This is a genomic window from Georgenia satyanarayanai (genome assembly GCF_023715365.1).
In the GTDB taxonomy this organism is placed as follows: Bacteria; Actinomycetota; Actinomycetes; order Actinomycetales; family Actinomycetaceae; genus Oceanitalea; species Oceanitalea satyanarayanai_B.
Genome location: NZ_JAMBNZ010000011.1, coordinates 19,978 through 33,965 on the forward strand (window position 1 = coordinate 19,978; position 13,988 = coordinate 33,965).

A 13,988-nucleotide genomic window follows, 5' to 3' on the forward strand; every position below is an offset into this window, starting at 1 on the left:
TGCTCGTCGCACTGTAGCGCCCGGTCACCCCGTCTTCTCCGTGTACACGGGGAGGACGGTAGCGCCACCGGGTGACCGGGCGATGACGCGCAGGTGAACAGGACCAGGAGCTCAGAGCTCGGTGCTGGTGGGGGTGCTGCGGCGCTTGCGGTCCTGCGGAGTGCCCACGGGCTCCCAGCCGCGGCCGGGCTCGCGAGTGCCGCGGGAGACCGAGCCGCGCGAGCGGTAGACGACGAGCGGACGCGTCGTGTAGCCCACCGGCGCGGAGAAGGCGTGGACCAGCCGGGTGAAGGGCCACACGAGGAAGAGCAAAAAGGCCGCGATGATGTGGAGCTTGAACTGGAAGGGCACGTCGGCCATGAGCTCGGGCTGCGGCTGGAAGTAGAACAGCGAGCGCAGCCACGGCGAGATCGTCTCGCGGTAGTCGTAGCCGTGACCGCCGGCGGCGATCTGGTTCTGGATCGTCGCCCACATGCCCAGCGCGATCGGCATGGCCAGCAGGACGTACATGAACTTGTCCATGCGGGTGGTCGCGAGGAACACCGGACCGGTCTTGCGGCGCCGGTAGATGAGGATCGACAAGCCGACGATCGTCATGATCCCGGCCAGCGCCCCCATGTACGTGGCGATGAAGTGGTAGAAGTCCTGCCCGATCCCCACGGCCTCGGTCCAGCTCTTGGGGATGAGCAGGCCCATGAAGTGGCCGGCCGCGACGAAGAGGATGCCGAAGTGGAACAGCGGCGAGCCGAGCCGCAGCAGCGCGTGCTCGTAGAGCTCGGAGGACCGGGTGGTCCAGCCGAACTTGTCGTAGCGGTAGCGCCACAGCAGGCCGACGACGAAGACCGCCATCGACACGTAGGGGAAGACCACCCACGCGATCGTGCTGAGCCCGTTCATGCCCTGACCTCCATCTGTGCGGCGCCACCGGGCGAGTAGGGCTCGAGGGGCCCCAGCGCGTTGAGGCCGACCATCTCGGTCGGCGGCCCGGACGTGATGAGCTCGAGGTACCGGTCGCGGACCTCGTCGGTGACCGGTGGGAGCGTGAGGCACACCGCCTCGACGACGGCGGCCCACGGGCTGGACATCGTGGTGAGCGCCGAGCGCAGCACCTCGATGCCCTGCCGGTGCGAGCCGAGGAGCGCTCCGGCGATCTCGCCGTCCCCGCGCGCGGAGAACTCCAGGACGATCGGCAGGAAGTCGGGCAGCTCGGGGCGGTCGACCTCCCAGCCGGCGGCCCGGTAGGCCTCGACGAAGCGCACGAGCGCCGTCCCCCGCTTCCGGGTGTCCCCGGTGAGGAAGTAGGACAGGTACATCGAACACTTGCGCTTGAGGTCGAAGGTCGCGACGTAGTCCTGCGCGAGCGCCTCGTCCCCGACGGCCGCGGCGTGGTCGAGGAAGCCCCACAGCCGCTCCCGGACCGCGCCCGGCAGGTCCTCGACGGCGTCCCGGACGGTGCCGTACGCGGCCAGCCGCTCCGGCGTCGGGTAGTCGAGGAGGATGGAGGCGGCCATGTGCGCGAGCGCGCGGTCCCGGTCGCTCACCCGCACCGGCTTGAGCGGTGTCAGCTCGGGGGCGCGGATGAAGCCGCTCATCGCGGGGCTCCCGGCCGGGGCTCGTCACCGGGTGACTGCTCGCGCACCCGCTCGGTGCCGAAGGCCTCCGGGCCGGGGTCGCCGGCCGGGTAGGGGTCCTCGGCGTACACGGCGGGCCCGGAGTCGATGTCGCCCGAGTGCAGGTCCTCCCCGCCCTCGGAAGGGGCGTCGTCGATGGCGACGGCGACGCTCGCGCTGCCGCTCACCTCGTCGGCGCTCTCGTCGGCACGGGGCGGGAAGAGCCCGCTCGCGCCGCGCCCGTCCCAGTTGAGCAGGTTGGTGCGCCCGGCGGTCGAGGGCGAGTGGGGCGAGGTCTGCCGGTCCTTGAGCGCGTGGAAGTTCTCCACGGTGGCCGGGACGTCCGGTCCGGAGCCGGTGCCGAAGGGCCCGCCGCCACCCATGCCCGGGCCGCCGTGGACGTCGAGCGAGCACGCCATCTCCTCGAGCTCGCGGCTGATCTCGGCGTGGGCGGAGGGGATGACGTAGCGGTCCTCGTACTTGGCGATGGCGAGCAGGCGGTACATCGCCTCAATCTCCTCGCCCGTCATGCCGACGGCGGCGGCTGTCTCCTCATTGGGCTCCTCACCGAGGTTGATGTCGCGCATGTAGGAGCGCATCGCGGCCAGGCGACGCAGCACCCTCTCGACGGGGGCCGGGTCACCGGCGGTGAAGAGCTCGGCGAGGTACTCGAGCGGGATCCGCATGGTCGATAGCGCGGTGAGGAGCGTCTTGGCGTCCTCGCCGTCGTTGCCGGAGGCGGTGACCACGTCGACGACGGGGCTCAGCGGCGGGATGTACCAGACCATCGGCAGCGTGCGGTACTCCGGGTGGAGCGGCAGCGCGACCTCGTACTCGGTGATGAGCTTCCAGATCGGGGAGTTCTGCGCGGCCTCGATCCAGTCCTCGGGCATGCCCTCGCGGCGGGCCGCGGCGATGACCTCGGGGTCGAAGGGGTCGAGGAAGACGCCGCGCTGGGCGGCGAGGAGGTCGTGCTCGTTGGGGGTGGCGGCGGCCTCGGCGACGCGGTCGGCGTCGTAGAGGACGAGCCCGATGTAGCGCAGGCGGCCCACGCAGGTCTCCGCGCACACGGTGGGAAGTCCGGCCTCGATGCGCGGGTAGCACATCGTGCACTTCTCGGCCTTGCCGGTCTGGTGGTTGAAGTAGACCTTCTTGTACGGGCAGCCGGTGACGCACATGCGCCAGCCGCGGCACTGGTCCTGGTCGACGAGGACGATGCCGTCCTCGGCGCGCTTGTACATCGCGCCCGAGGGGCAGGAGGCCACGCACGAGGGGTTGAGGCAGTGCTCGCAGATGCGCGGCAGGTAGAACATGAAGGTCTCTTCGAACTCGGCCTTCACCTGCGTGTTCATCTTCTTGAGGATCGGGTCGTCGGCCATCGTCTCGGTCGAGCCGCCGAGCATGTCGTCCCAGTTGGCCGACCACTTGATGTCGATGTTCTCGCCGGTGAGCAGCGACTTCGGCCGCGCCACGGGGGTGTGCCGCGAGTCCGCGGGCGCGTTGAGCAGCATGTCGTACTCGTAGGTCCACGGCTCGTAGTAGTCGTGGATGGTCGGCATCTTCGGGTTGGAGAAGATCGTCGCGAGCTTCTTCGCCCGGCCGCCGGCCTTGAGCTTGAGCTTTCCGCGCCGGTTGAGCGTCCAGCCGCCCTCCCAGACCTCCTGGTCCTCGTAGGTGCGGGGGTAGCCGAGGCCCGGGCGGGTCTCGACGTTGTTGAACCACACGTACTCGGTGCCGGTCCGGTTCGTCCACGCCTGCTTGCACGTGACCGAGCACGTGTGGCAGCCGATGCACTTGTCGAGGTTCATCACCATCGACATCTGCGCCATGACCTTCATCAGTACTGCACCTCCTGGCTGCGACGGCGGATGACCGTCACCTCGTCCCGCTGGTTGCCGGTGGGCCCGGTGTAGTTGAACGCGTACGCCAGCTGGGCGTAGCCACCGATGAGGTGGCTGGGCTTCATGAGCACGCGGGTGAGGGAGTTGTGGATGCCGCCGCGCTGACCGGACGTCTCCGCCACCGGCACGTCGACGACCCGCTCGGTCGCGTGGTGCATGTAGACCGTGCCCTCGGGCATGCGGTGGGAGACGACGGCGCGGGCGACGACGACGCCGTTGCGGTTGTAGGCCTCGATCCACTCGTTGTCCCGCACGCCGATCTTGTCGGCGTCCTGCGGGGACATCCAGATGTTCGAGCCGCCGCGGGACAGGGACAGCATGAAGAGGTTGTCCTGGTACTCGGAGTGGATCGACCACTTCGAGTGCGGCGTGAGGTAGCGGACGGCGACCTCCGCGTGCCCGGCCGCTGCCGGGTCACCGGTGGGGGTGGTGTCACCGGGGACGGCGTCCCCGTAGAGGCGGTGCATGTCCAGCGGTGGACGGTAGACGGGCAGCGTCTCGCCCATCTCCTCCATCCAGTCGTGGTCGAGGTAGAAGTGCATGCGCCCGGTGAGCGTGTGCCACGGCTTGAGCCGCTCGACGTTGGTCGAGAAGGCGGTGTAGCGCCGCCCGCCGGTCTCCGAGCCGGACCACTCCGGGGAGGTGACGACGCTCGTGGGCCGGGTCTGGGTGTCGCTGAAGGTCACCCGCACCGACTCCGACTCCGCGGCGAGGTCCGCCAGCTTGGTCCCGGTGCGCTTCTCCATGTCCTCGAAGCCCTGGGTGGCCAGTCGCCCGTTCGTCGTGCCGGACAGCGCGAGGATCATCTCGATCGCCTTGGTGTCCTTGTCCAGCGACGGGCGGCCCTTGGCGATCCCGGAGACGACGCGCCCGTTGCGGGCGGCGAGCTCGGCGACCTCCTTGTCTGGCATGAACTTCACCCCCTTGGTCTGCATGCCGAGGGTGTCGGTGAGCGGGCCGAGGGCGTTGAACTTCGCCAGGGTCTTCGTGTAGTCGCGCTCGACGGTGATGAGCTTGGGCATCGTCACGCCCGGCACGAGGGGCGTCTCCTCCAGCGGCCTGACGGCGCCGTGGGGGGTGGCCAGGGCGTCGGCGGTGTCGTGGTTGAGCGGTGCGGCGATGACGTCGCGCCGCGCGCCCAGGTGCCCGACGCTGAGCTCGGAGACCTTCCCGGCGAGGTCCTGGAAGATCCGGAAGTCGGTGCGGGTCTGCCAGGGCGGGGAGATCGCCGGGTTGAAGGAGTTGACGAAGGGGTGCATGTCCGTCGTCGAGATGTCGTGCTTCTCGTACCAGGTGGCGGCCGGCAGGACGATGTCGGAGTAGATCGTCGTCGAGGTGTTGCGGAAGTCGATCGTCGTGAGGAGGTCGACCTTCCCCTCGGCGGCCTCGTCGCGCCACACCATCGAGCTGGGCCGGCGCCCGGGCGGGGACTGCTCGTTGCGCACGGCGGACTCCGCGCCGAGGAGGTGCTTGATGAAGTACTCGTTGCCCTTGCCGGAGGAGCCGAGGATGTTGGAGCGCCACACGGTGAGCACCCGGGGGAAGTTCTCCGGGGCGCCGGGGTCCTCGACGGCGTACTTGAGCCGCCCCTCGCGCAGCTCGTCGACGATGTGCTCGGCGACCTCCTTGCCCGCGGCCTGCGCCTCGTCCGTGAGGTCGAGGGGGTTGCGGTTGAAGGTGGGGAAGCTCGGTACCCAGCCGCGCTTGGTCGCCTCGACGAGGGTGTCCGCCGTCGTCTTCCCCTCGAGCTTGCCGGTGGCGAGCGGTGAGGTGAGGGTCTGCGCGGGCAGGCCGTCGTAGCGCCACTGCTCGGTGCCGAGGTACCAGAAGGCGGTGGAGATCATCTGGCGGGTGGGGCGCTGCCAGTCCAGGCCGAAGGCGTACTGCTGGAAGCCGGTGATCGGGCGGACCTTCTCCTGGCCCACGTAGTGCGCCCAGCCGCCGCCGTTGACGCCCTGGCAGCCGGTGAGCTGGACGAGGGCGATCATCGCGCGGTAGATCGTGTCGGAGTGGAAGTAGTGGTTGGTGCCGGCGCCCATGACGATCATCGAGCGGCCCTTGGAGCGGCGGGCGTTGTCCGCGAACTCCCGGCCGATGCGGATGATGGCGTTGATCGGCACGCCGGAGTGCTCGGCGGCCCAGGCGGGGGTGCCGGGCTGGGCGACGTCCTCGTAGCCCTCGGGCCACTCCCCCGGCAGGCCGGGGCGGCTCACGCCGTACTGGGCGAGGAGGAGGTCGAAGACGGTGGTGACGAGCCGGCCGCCGACCTCGCGGACGGGCACGCCGCGGCGCAGCACACCGGTGCCACCGACGTGGAGGCCCACCTCGCCGGTCTCCTGACCGGGGGCGACGTCGAAGCGCGGCAGGAGCACCTCGACGGCGCCCGCGCCCTCCCCCTGGACGGACAGGAGCGGGTCGCGGCCCTCGAGGTCGAGGTTCCAGCGGCCCTTGCCCTCGTCCCCGAAGCGGTCACCGAGGGTGCCCTTCGGGACGAAGGGGGTGCCGTCGTCGTCCATCATCACGGTCTTGAAGGCCGCGTTCTCGGTGCCGGCGTGCTCGGGAAGGTCGGAGGCCGTGAGGAACTTGCCCGGGACGTAGGCGCCGTCGCGCTCCTCGAGGGAGACGAGGAACGGGGAGTCGGTGTACCGCTTGACGTAGTCGGTGAAGTACGGCTCGGGGCTGTCGACGTGGAACTCGCGCAGGATGACGTGGCCCATGCCCATGGCGAGCGCGCCGTCGGTGCCGGGGTGGACGGCGAGCCACTCGTCGGCGAACTTCGTGTTGTCCGCGTAGTCCGGGGAGATGCCCACGACCTTCTGGCCGCGGTAGCGCGCCTCGACCATGAAGTGCGCGTCCGGGGTGCGGGTCACCGGGATGTTCGAGCCCCACATGATGAGGTAGCCGGCGTCGAACCAGTCGGCGGACTCGGGCACGTCGGTCTGGTCCCCGAAGATCTGCGGGGAGGCCATCGGCAGGTCGGCGTACCAGTCGTAGAAGGACAGCACGTTGCCGCCCATGAGGGAGAGGAAGCGCGTGCCGGCGCCGTAGGAGACCTGCGACATCGCCGGGATGACGGTGAAGCCGGCCAGGCGGTCCGGGCCGTACTGCTTGGTCGTGTAGACGTGGGCGGCGGCCATGATCTCCATGACCTCCTCCCACTGGGCGCGCACGAGACCGCCGCGGCCGCGGGCCTTCTTGTAGCTGCGCGAGCGCTCGGGGTCCTCCACGACGTCGGCCCACGCGAGCACGGGGTCACCCAGGCGGGCCTTGGCCTCGCGGTAGTAGTTGAGGAGCTTCCCGCGCACGTAGGGGTAGCGGACGCGGGTGGGGGAGTAGGTGTACCAGCTGAAGGCGGCGCCGCGCGGGCAGCCGCGGGGCTCGTACTCCGGCTTGTCCGGGCCCGTGGTGGGGTAATCCGTCTGCTGCGCCTCCCACGTGATGATGCCGTCCTTGACGTACACCTTCCACGAGCAGGAGCCGGTGCAGTTGACGCCGTGGGTGGAGCGGACGACCTTGTCGTGGCTCCAGCGGTCGCGGTAGAAGGAGTCACCCTCGCGCCCGCCCTTGAGGAAGAGGCGGGACAGGTCCTCCGAGGCCTCCCCGCGGCGCAGGAAGGTCCCGAGCTTGAGCAGCGCGTCGGTCGCCGCGGTCTGCGGCTTCTCCGGTCTCGTCGTCGTCATCGCGTCGTCCTTTCCGTGGTCTGTCGGGAGGCTCGGCGGACGGGCCCCCAGCAGAAGGCGGCCACGCCCAGCGCGCTGAGCGCGAGGAGGACGAAGCCGAGGGTGTAGGCGTCGGTCGCGCCGTAGACGGCGCCCATGACGAGGGGCGGGAAGAAGCCGCCCAGGCCGCCGGCCGCACCGACGATGCCGGTCACCGAGCCCACGGTGCCGGGAGGAGCGACCTTGGCGACGAGCGCGAAGCACGCCCCGGAGGCCGCGCCGAGGGTGGCGGCCATCGCGAGGAAGGCGACCGTGCCCGCCGGGAGCAGCTCCAGGCGCAGCGCGGCGAGCACCGCCATCGCCCCGGCGATGATGAAGGCGATCGTGAGCACCGGGACCGGGTGGAAGCGGTCGGAGAGCCAGCCGCCGACGGGCCGGGCGATGACGGCGAGCACGATGAACCCGGCGGTGCGGAAGGACGCGTCGGAGCGGTCGAGGCCGAAGTCGTTGATGAGGTAGGTCGGCAGGTAGACGCTGAAGGCGACGAAGCCACCGAAGCCCATCGCGTAGATGAGCGAGAGCTGGAGGGTGGCGGGGATCTTCAGGGTGGTCCACGTGCGGCGCAGCATCGACCCGGTGGCCGGCGCCGGCCGGTCGGGCGAGTCGCGGAGCATGACCCGGGCGACAGCGGCGTAGACGGCGAGGACGACGGCGACGAGCACGTAGGGCGCGGGACGGCCGTAGTCGTCGGCGATGCGGACGGTGGTGAAGGCGGCGACGGCGGTGCCGGCCGTGCCCATCCCGAAGATCCCCAGGGCCAGGCCGCGGCGTGCTGGCGGGTACCAGGCATTGACGAAGGGCACCCCGACGGCGAATGCGGTGCCCCCGATACCGAGGAAGAACCCGCCGATGATGAGCATGGTGAAGCTGTTCGCGACGAAGCCCACGAATAGCGTCGGGATGATCGTCACGAGGCTGACGGCGGGGAACATCACGCGTGCCCCGAAGCGGTCGGTGAGGGCGCCGACGGGAATTCGTCCGAGTGAGCCGACGATGACCGGGACGGCGACGACGACCGACACCTGGAAGGCGGTGAGGTCAAGCTCCCCGCCGTAGGTGTTGCCCAGCGGCGCGATGAGGTTCCAGGCCCAGAAGTTCACCAGGAAGCCCACGGTGGCCAGCGCGAGCATGAGCCCGGGTGAGCGGGCGGCCCCCTCTGTCGGCCTCGTTGCGACGTCGTCCTTGCTCACGTGCCCTCCCGATCCGGGCGGGCCGTGTGACCTGCCCCCGGGGCGATTATGCACATGTTTCTCGAGTGTTGCCGTCGAGATTGCCGAAGGCCCTAGTTGTGCAATACCGGCATAACTTTAAGGTTCACTCGATCGAGCGTCCGGTCGTATTTGTCCCGGTATTTTCACAGAGGTAGTCGTCGCGGTCCGCCCACGTGTCGATGTCGCGCACCTCACCCTGCGCGGCGGGGACCGCGAGGAGCAGGAGCGGTCCCACGAGGGCCCGCACCGGCGCGCCGCGCACCCCGCCGGCAGCGGCGACGGACGCGATCGCGGCCTCGAGCGCGGGGCGCGCGTAGAGCCCCAGCAGCCACTGCTCGCGCCCCCCGTCGTCGCTCAGCACCACCCCGTCCCCGTCGGCGATCCGTCCCTCCGCCGCCGCAAGCAGGCGCGGCACGGCGGCCGCGGCACCCGGCAGGTCGCAGGCCAGCACGAGGACGAGCGCCTCCCCCTCCCCCAGCGCACGCAGGCCGGCCGCGATCCCGGCGACCGGCCCACCGTGGGGCGGGTCCTCCAGGGTGCGGGTCACGCCGTCGGGCACGGGCACCGCCTCGGGCGCGACGACGACGACGCGGCTCGCCGCCGTCGTCGCGTCGAGCACGTGGTCGAGCAGGCGCCGTCCCCCGACCTCGACCTGCGGTTTGAGCACCCCACCGAGCCGCCGCCCGGTCCCCCCGGCCAGCACGACGGCGTCGTGGGCTAGGACCACCGGAGCAGCCCGACCTCGTCCCCGGGGGCGACGGCGTCGATGTCCTCGGCCACGACGGCGAGCGCCTGCGCCGCCGCGAGCGAGGCGACGAGGTGGGAGCCGGACCCGCCCGCGGAGGCGGGACGCACGGAGGGCACCGGTCCGTCGTCGACGAGGACCGGCAGGTACTGGCGCCGGCCGGGCGGGCAGCGCCAGCCCACGGCCGCGCGGGCGGTGGCGAGCGGCACGCGGGCGGGCAGCCCGAGCAGCCGTCGCAGGGCGGGGGCCACGTGGACGTGGAAGGAGACCATGACGCTCACCGGGTTGCCGGGCAGCGCGAAGACCGGGACGCGGCCCTCGAGCAGGCCGAAGCCCTGCGGTTTGCCCGGCTGCATCGCGACGGTGGCGAAGTCCAGCTCGTCGGTCAGCGCGGCCTTGACGACGTCCTTGGTGCCCACGCTGACGCCGCCGGACGTGACGAGCGCGTCGAGGCCGGGCAGCGCCGCCTCGACGACCGCGCGCAGCACCTCGGGGTCGTCACCGACGGGCCCGAGCGGGACCGGCTGCCCGCCCGCCTCCCGCACGAGGCCCGCGACGAGCATGCTGTTGGAGTCGGGGATGCGGCCCGGACCCGGGTCGGTGCCCGGCGGGCACAGCTCGTCGCCGGTGGCCAGCACGCCCACCCGCGGGCGCGCGTGGACGAGGAGCTCGCCGTGGCCCGCGGAGATGGCGGCGGACAGGTGCGTGGCGCCCAGGACCGTCCCGGTGCCGACGACGACGTCGCCCGGGCGGACGTCCTCCCCCCGGCGGCGCACGTGCGCGCCCGGTGCGGGCTCGCGGCGGAGCAGCACCTGCTCGGGCAGTGCGGTGGCGCCCGGCGGCTGGTCGCTGAGCTCGACGGGCACGACGGCGTCCGCACCGGGCGGCAGCGGCGCGCCCGTCATGATCCGCACGGCCCGGCCGGGGCCGACGGGCGTGGGCAGGGTCGTGCCGGCGGGGACGTCGCCGTCCACCGGCAGCGCGACGGGACGGTCCTCACCGGCGCCGGCGAGGTCGGCGGCCCGCACGGCGAAGCCGTCCATGGCGGAGTTGTCGAAGGGCGGCACCGCGAGCACCGCGGTGACGTCCTGCGCGAGCCGCAGCCCGTGGGCCTCTGCGACGGGCACGCGCCGCGGGGCGAGCGGCTCGACCTGGCCGAGCACTCGCGCCTGGTACTCCTCGACGGTGATCACGGCTGTCCCCTCAGTAGACCGGCAGGCTCGGGTCGACGTCGCTCACCCACGCGCGGACGCCGCCGTCGAGGTTGGTGACGTCGGTGTACCCGGCCCCGTGCAGGATGCGCTGGGCCTGCGCCGAGCGCCCCCCCGACAGGCAGTGGACGACGACGGCGGTTCCCGGCTCGACCCCCGCCGCGGCGGCCGCGAGAGGGTCGGCGACGAGCCGTTCGAGCGGGACGGTGAGCGCACCGGGGATCTGGACGATGGCCCGCTCGGTCGGCTCCCGGACGTCGAGGAGGACGAAGTGGTCCTCCCCGCGCTCGCGGGCGGCGAGCCTCGCGGCCAGGTCGCGGGCGGTGAGCGTGGGGCCGGTGTCGTCGGCGGCGGGCTCGGGCCCGGCGGCGAGGACCGCGGCGGCGTGGGCGGTGACGGGCAGGCCGAGCGGGTCGTAGCCGAGCTCGGCGCGGGAGGACGGGACGAGGGGGCGCGGCTGCGGGCGCAGCGGCAGCTCGCTCCACCGGGCGGCGAGGACGTCCAGGACGGCCACCCGTCCCAGCAGCGGCTCACCGACTCCGGTGACGAGCTTGACCGCCTCGGCCGCCATGAGGGAGCCGACCTGGCCGCACATCGCCCCGAGCACCCCGGCCTGTCCGCACGAGGGCGTGGCCCCGGGCGGCGGCGGGGCGGGGAAGAGGTCGCGCAGCGTCACGGCGGGGTAGCCGGCGTCCCGGGGCGGGCGCGACCAGAAGACGGCGACCTGCGCGTCGAAGCGCAGGATCGAGCCCCACACGAGCGGCAGGCCGAGATCGGCGCAGACGTCGGCGACGAGGTAGCGGGTGGGGAAGTTGTCGGTGCCGTCGAGGACGAGGTCGTAGCGGCCGATGATCTCACGGGCGTTCGTCGCGTCCAGCCGGAGGTGGTGGCGGGTGACCGCGACGTCGTCGTTGAGGGCGCGGAGGTGCTCGGCGGCCGAGTCGACCTTGGGCCGCCCGACGTCCGCCGTCGTGTGGAGCACCTGGCGCTGGAGGTTGGTGGCCTCCACGACGTCGTCGTCGACGATGCCGACATGCCCGACGCCCGCGGCGGTGAGGTAGTGGAGGATCGGTGAGCCGAGCCCACCGGCGCCCATGACGAGGACCCGCGCCGCCCGCAGCCGGCGCTGCCCGAGGTCCCCGAGCTGCTCGAGGAGCAGGTGGCGCGAGTAGCGCAGGACCTGCTCGCGCTCGAGCGGCGAGCCCGGCGGGACGAGCGGCGGAAGGGGCATGGGCCCCACTGTAGGAGGCCGCTGCAAGGACGGGGCACGTCGAACGTCCCGTGCCGCGCGGCGCGGAACGGTGAGACGCTGGCCCCATGACCTTCACCCACCTCGACCGCAGCGGTCACGCACGGATGGTCGACGTCACCGAGAAGAGCCCGACGGTCCGCGCCGCGACCGCCATCGGCCGGGTGCGCTGCTCCCCGGAGCTCGTCGCCACCCTGCGCGAGGGCACCGTCCCCAAGGGGGACGTGCTCGCCGTCGCCCGGGTCGCCGGTATCGCGGCCGCCAAGCGCACCCCCGAGCTGCTGCCGCTTGCCCACGTCATCGGCGTCCACGGCGTGACGGTGGACGTCGAGGTCGAGGACGACGGCGTGGCGGTCACCGCCACCGTCCGCACGGCCGACCGCACCGGGGTGGAGATGGAAGCGCTGACGGCGGTGAGCGTCGCGGCGCTCAACGTCGTCGACATGGTCAAGGGGCTGGACCGCTCGGTGACGATCACCGACGTCCAGCTCGTGGCAAAGTCCGGCGGCCGCTCGGGTGAGTGGCGCCGGCCCGGCACGGAGGAGGACGGACGATGAGCACGGTGCGGTACTTCGCGGCGGCCGCCGAGGCGGCCGGACGGGAGCAGGAGCCGGTCGAGCCGGCGAGCGTGGGCGAGCTGCGCGCCGCCCTGGCCGAGCGGCACGGCGAGCGCCTGGCACGGGTGCTGGAGCGTTGCTCGGTGCTCGTCAACGGCGTGCGCAGCGAGGACGACGCCCCGGTGGCCGCCGGCGACGTCGTCGACGTCCTGCCGCCCTTCGCCGGCGGCTGAGCCACACCCCCACACCCCCACACCCCCACAACCCGACATATGCGCGATCTCTGCGGCGAGGAAGCCTCTCCTGCCGCAGGAATCGCCCATATGCGGGTGGGTGGGCGGACGGCGGTCAGCCGCCGATGGCGCTCATCGGGCGGTCGGGCTGGAGGAAGCCGGGGTCGTTGATCCCGTGCCCCGGGAGCTTGCCGGTGATGCAGCGGTGGAGCACGCGGGCGAGGTCGTCGTCGGTGCCGCCGCCGCGCAGCGGGGTGAGGAGGTCGGACTCCTCGCGGGAGAACAGGCAGTTGCGCAGCTGACCGTCGGCGGTGATCCGCACCCGGTCACAGGTCCCGCAGAAGGGCTTGGTCACCGAGCGGATGACGCCCACGCTCGTGGGCCCGTCGTCGAGGAGGAAGCGCTCGGCGGGGGCCGACGCGCGGCCCGGCAGCGGGGTGAGGGTGAACTCCGTGGCGAGCCGGTCGAGGATCTCCTCACCGGTGACCATCTTGACCCGCGACCAGATGTGCCCGGCATCCAGCGGCATCTGCTCGATGAAGCGCAGCTCCAGACCCCGCTCGACGGCGAAGCGTGCGAGGTCGACGATCTCGTCCTCGTTGACGTCGCGCATCGCGACGGTGTTGATCTTGATGGGCGCCAGGCCGGCATCGCGGGCGGCCTCGATGCCGTCGAGGACGTCGGTGAAGCGGTTGCGCCTGGTGAGCTCGTGGAAGCGGTCCGCCTGCAGGGTGTCGAGGCTGATGTTGACGCGCTGCAGACCAGCGTCCGCCAGGTCCTGGGCCAGCTTGGGCAGCAGCAGCCCATTCGTCGTCATCGACAGCTCGAGCGGCCCCTCCGCTCCTGCGACCTGCGCCAGCCGGGCGACGACGTCGACGACGTCCTTGCGCAGCAGCGGCTCGCCGCCGGTGAGCCGGACCGTGGCGATCCCGAGCGCCGCGGCGACCTCGGCCACCCGGACGAGCTCGTCGGTCGTGAGGATGGAGTCGCGGTGCAGCCACGGCACGCCCTCGGCCGGCATGCAGTACGTGCACCGCAAGGAGCACTTGTCGGTGAGGGAGATGCGCAGGTCGGTGTGGACGCGGCCGAAGCGGTCGACCAGCGGCCGGCGCAGCTCGGGGGAGATGGTCACGCTCATGCCGATCCCACCCACGTGTGGCTGCCGTCGTCCAGGACCTGCTTCTTCCACACCGGCAGCCGGGCCTTGACCTGCTCGACGAGCTCGCGGCACACGGTGAAGGCGAGGTCGCGGTGGGAGCTGGCGGCGCAGGCGAGGATCGCGACGTCACCGACGTCGAGGACACCGGTGCGGTGGCTGACGGAGACGCGGACGTCGTCGTGCTCGGCGGCGACCTCCGCCGCGATCTGCGCGAGGGCCTCGGCGGCGTCCGGGTGGGCGCTGTACTCGAGCTGGACGACGGGTCCGGCCGCGTCGGGGCTGTGGTCGCGGACCTGCCCGGTGAAGGTGGCGACCGCGCCCGTGGCGGAGGTCGACACGGCGGCGAGGTGGGCCGCCAGGTCCAGCGGTTCCCCGCTCATCGCGGTGAGCATG

12 protein-coding genes are annotated in these 13,988 nt (G+C 72.1%); 2 read left to right on the forward strand and 10 right to left on the reverse strand.

Translation table 11 applies throughout. From position 1 onward, the window contains the following. Positions 1 to 111: 111 nt before the first annotated feature. The 8 genes from narI to M3148_RS13095 form a co-directional block, all read right to left on the reverse strand. Entirely contained in the window at positions 112 to 897 is a 786-nt protein-coding gene (gene narI, locus M3148_RS13060) for a respiratory nitrate reductase subunit gamma (protein ID WP_251305142.1), read from the reverse strand. Beyond that, entirely contained in the window at positions 894 to 1,592 is a 699-nt protein-coding gene (gene narJ, locus M3148_RS13065) for a nitrate reductase molybdenum cofactor assembly chaperone (protein ID WP_251305143.1), read from the reverse strand. The genes narI and narJ overlap by 4 nt, the downstream gene beginning before the upstream one ends. Then, positions 1,589 to 3,448 carry a nitrate reductase subunit beta gene (narH, locus tag M3148_RS13070; RefSeq protein ID WP_285884598.1) on the reverse strand — a complete coding sequence of 620 codons (1,860 nt, stop codon included), beginning with the start codon at positions 3,446 to 3,448 and terminating at the stop codon, positions 1,589 to 1,591. The genes narJ and narH overlap by 4 nt, the downstream gene beginning before the upstream one ends. Beyond that, positions 3,448 to 7,191 (reverse strand): nitrate reductase subunit alpha, encoded by a 3,744-nt coding sequence (locus M3148_RS13075; protein WP_251305144.1) that lies wholly within the window; start codon positions 7,189 to 7,191, stop codon positions 3,448 to 3,450. Before M3148_RS13075 ends, narH begins: the two co-directional genes overlap by 1 nt. After that, the gene (locus M3148_RS13080; protein ID WP_251305145.1) at positions 7,188 to 8,420 is read right to left on the reverse strand and encodes an MFS transporter; all 1,233 of its coding nucleotides are present in this window, start codon (positions 8,418 to 8,420) and stop codon (positions 7,188 to 7,190) included. Before M3148_RS13080 ends, M3148_RS13075 begins: the two co-directional genes overlap by 4 nt. A gap of 124 nt (positions 8,421 to 8,544) precedes the next feature. Further along, a complete protein-coding gene (gene mobA / locus M3148_RS13085) occupies positions 8,545 to 9,168 on the reverse strand; it encodes a molybdenum cofactor guanylyltransferase (RefSeq protein ID WP_251305146.1) in 624 nt (207 codons plus the stop codon). After that, positions 9,159 to 10,379 (reverse strand): molybdopterin molybdotransferase MoeA, encoded by a 1,221-nt coding sequence (locus tag M3148_RS13090; RefSeq protein ID WP_251305147.1) that lies wholly within the window; start codon positions 10,377 to 10,379, stop codon positions 9,159 to 9,161. Before M3148_RS13090 ends, mobA begins: the two co-directional genes overlap by 10 nt. A gap of 10 nt (positions 10,380 to 10,389) precedes the next feature. Further along, complete coding sequence (locus M3148_RS13095; protein ID WP_251305148.1) at positions 10,390 to 11,628, reverse strand: ThiF family adenylyltransferase; 1,239 nt, start codon at positions 11,626 to 11,628, stop codon at positions 10,390 to 10,392. An 86-nt stretch (positions 11,629 to 11,714) separates the two neighbouring features. On the opposite strand from M3148_RS13095, the gene moaC reads away from it, so the two are divergent. Next, on the forward strand, positions 11,715 to 12,203 hold the full coding sequence (gene moaC / locus M3148_RS13100; RefSeq protein WP_251305149.1) for a cyclic pyranopterin monophosphate synthase MoaC: 489 nt from the start codon (positions 11,715 to 11,717) through the stop codon (positions 12,201 to 12,203). Continuing rightward, the gene (locus M3148_RS13105) at positions 12,200 to 12,436 is read left to right on the forward strand and encodes a MoaD/ThiS family protein (protein WP_251305150.1); all 237 of its coding nucleotides are present in this window, start codon (positions 12,200 to 12,202) and stop codon (positions 12,434 to 12,436) included. The genes moaC and M3148_RS13105 overlap by 4 nt, the downstream gene beginning before the upstream one ends. 115 nt (positions 12,437 to 12,551) lie before the next feature. On the opposite strand, the gene moaA is transcribed toward M3148_RS13105, so the two are convergent. Both moaA and M3148_RS13115 read right to left on the reverse strand, forming a co-directional pair. Beyond that, positions 12,552 to 13,574: a GTP 3',8-cyclase MoaA gene (gene moaA / locus M3148_RS13110; protein WP_251305151.1), complete on the reverse strand. Its 1,023-nt coding sequence runs from the start codon at positions 13,572 to 13,574 to the stop codon at positions 12,552 to 12,554. Further along, the gene (locus M3148_RS13115) at positions 13,571 to 13,975 is read right to left on the reverse strand and encodes a molybdenum cofactor biosynthesis protein MoaE (protein WP_285884603.1); all 405 of its coding nucleotides are present in this window, start codon (positions 13,973 to 13,975) and stop codon (positions 13,571 to 13,573) included. The genes moaA and M3148_RS13115 overlap by 4 nt, the downstream gene beginning before the upstream one ends. Between the last annotated feature and the right edge of the window lie 13 nt (positions 13,976 to 13,988).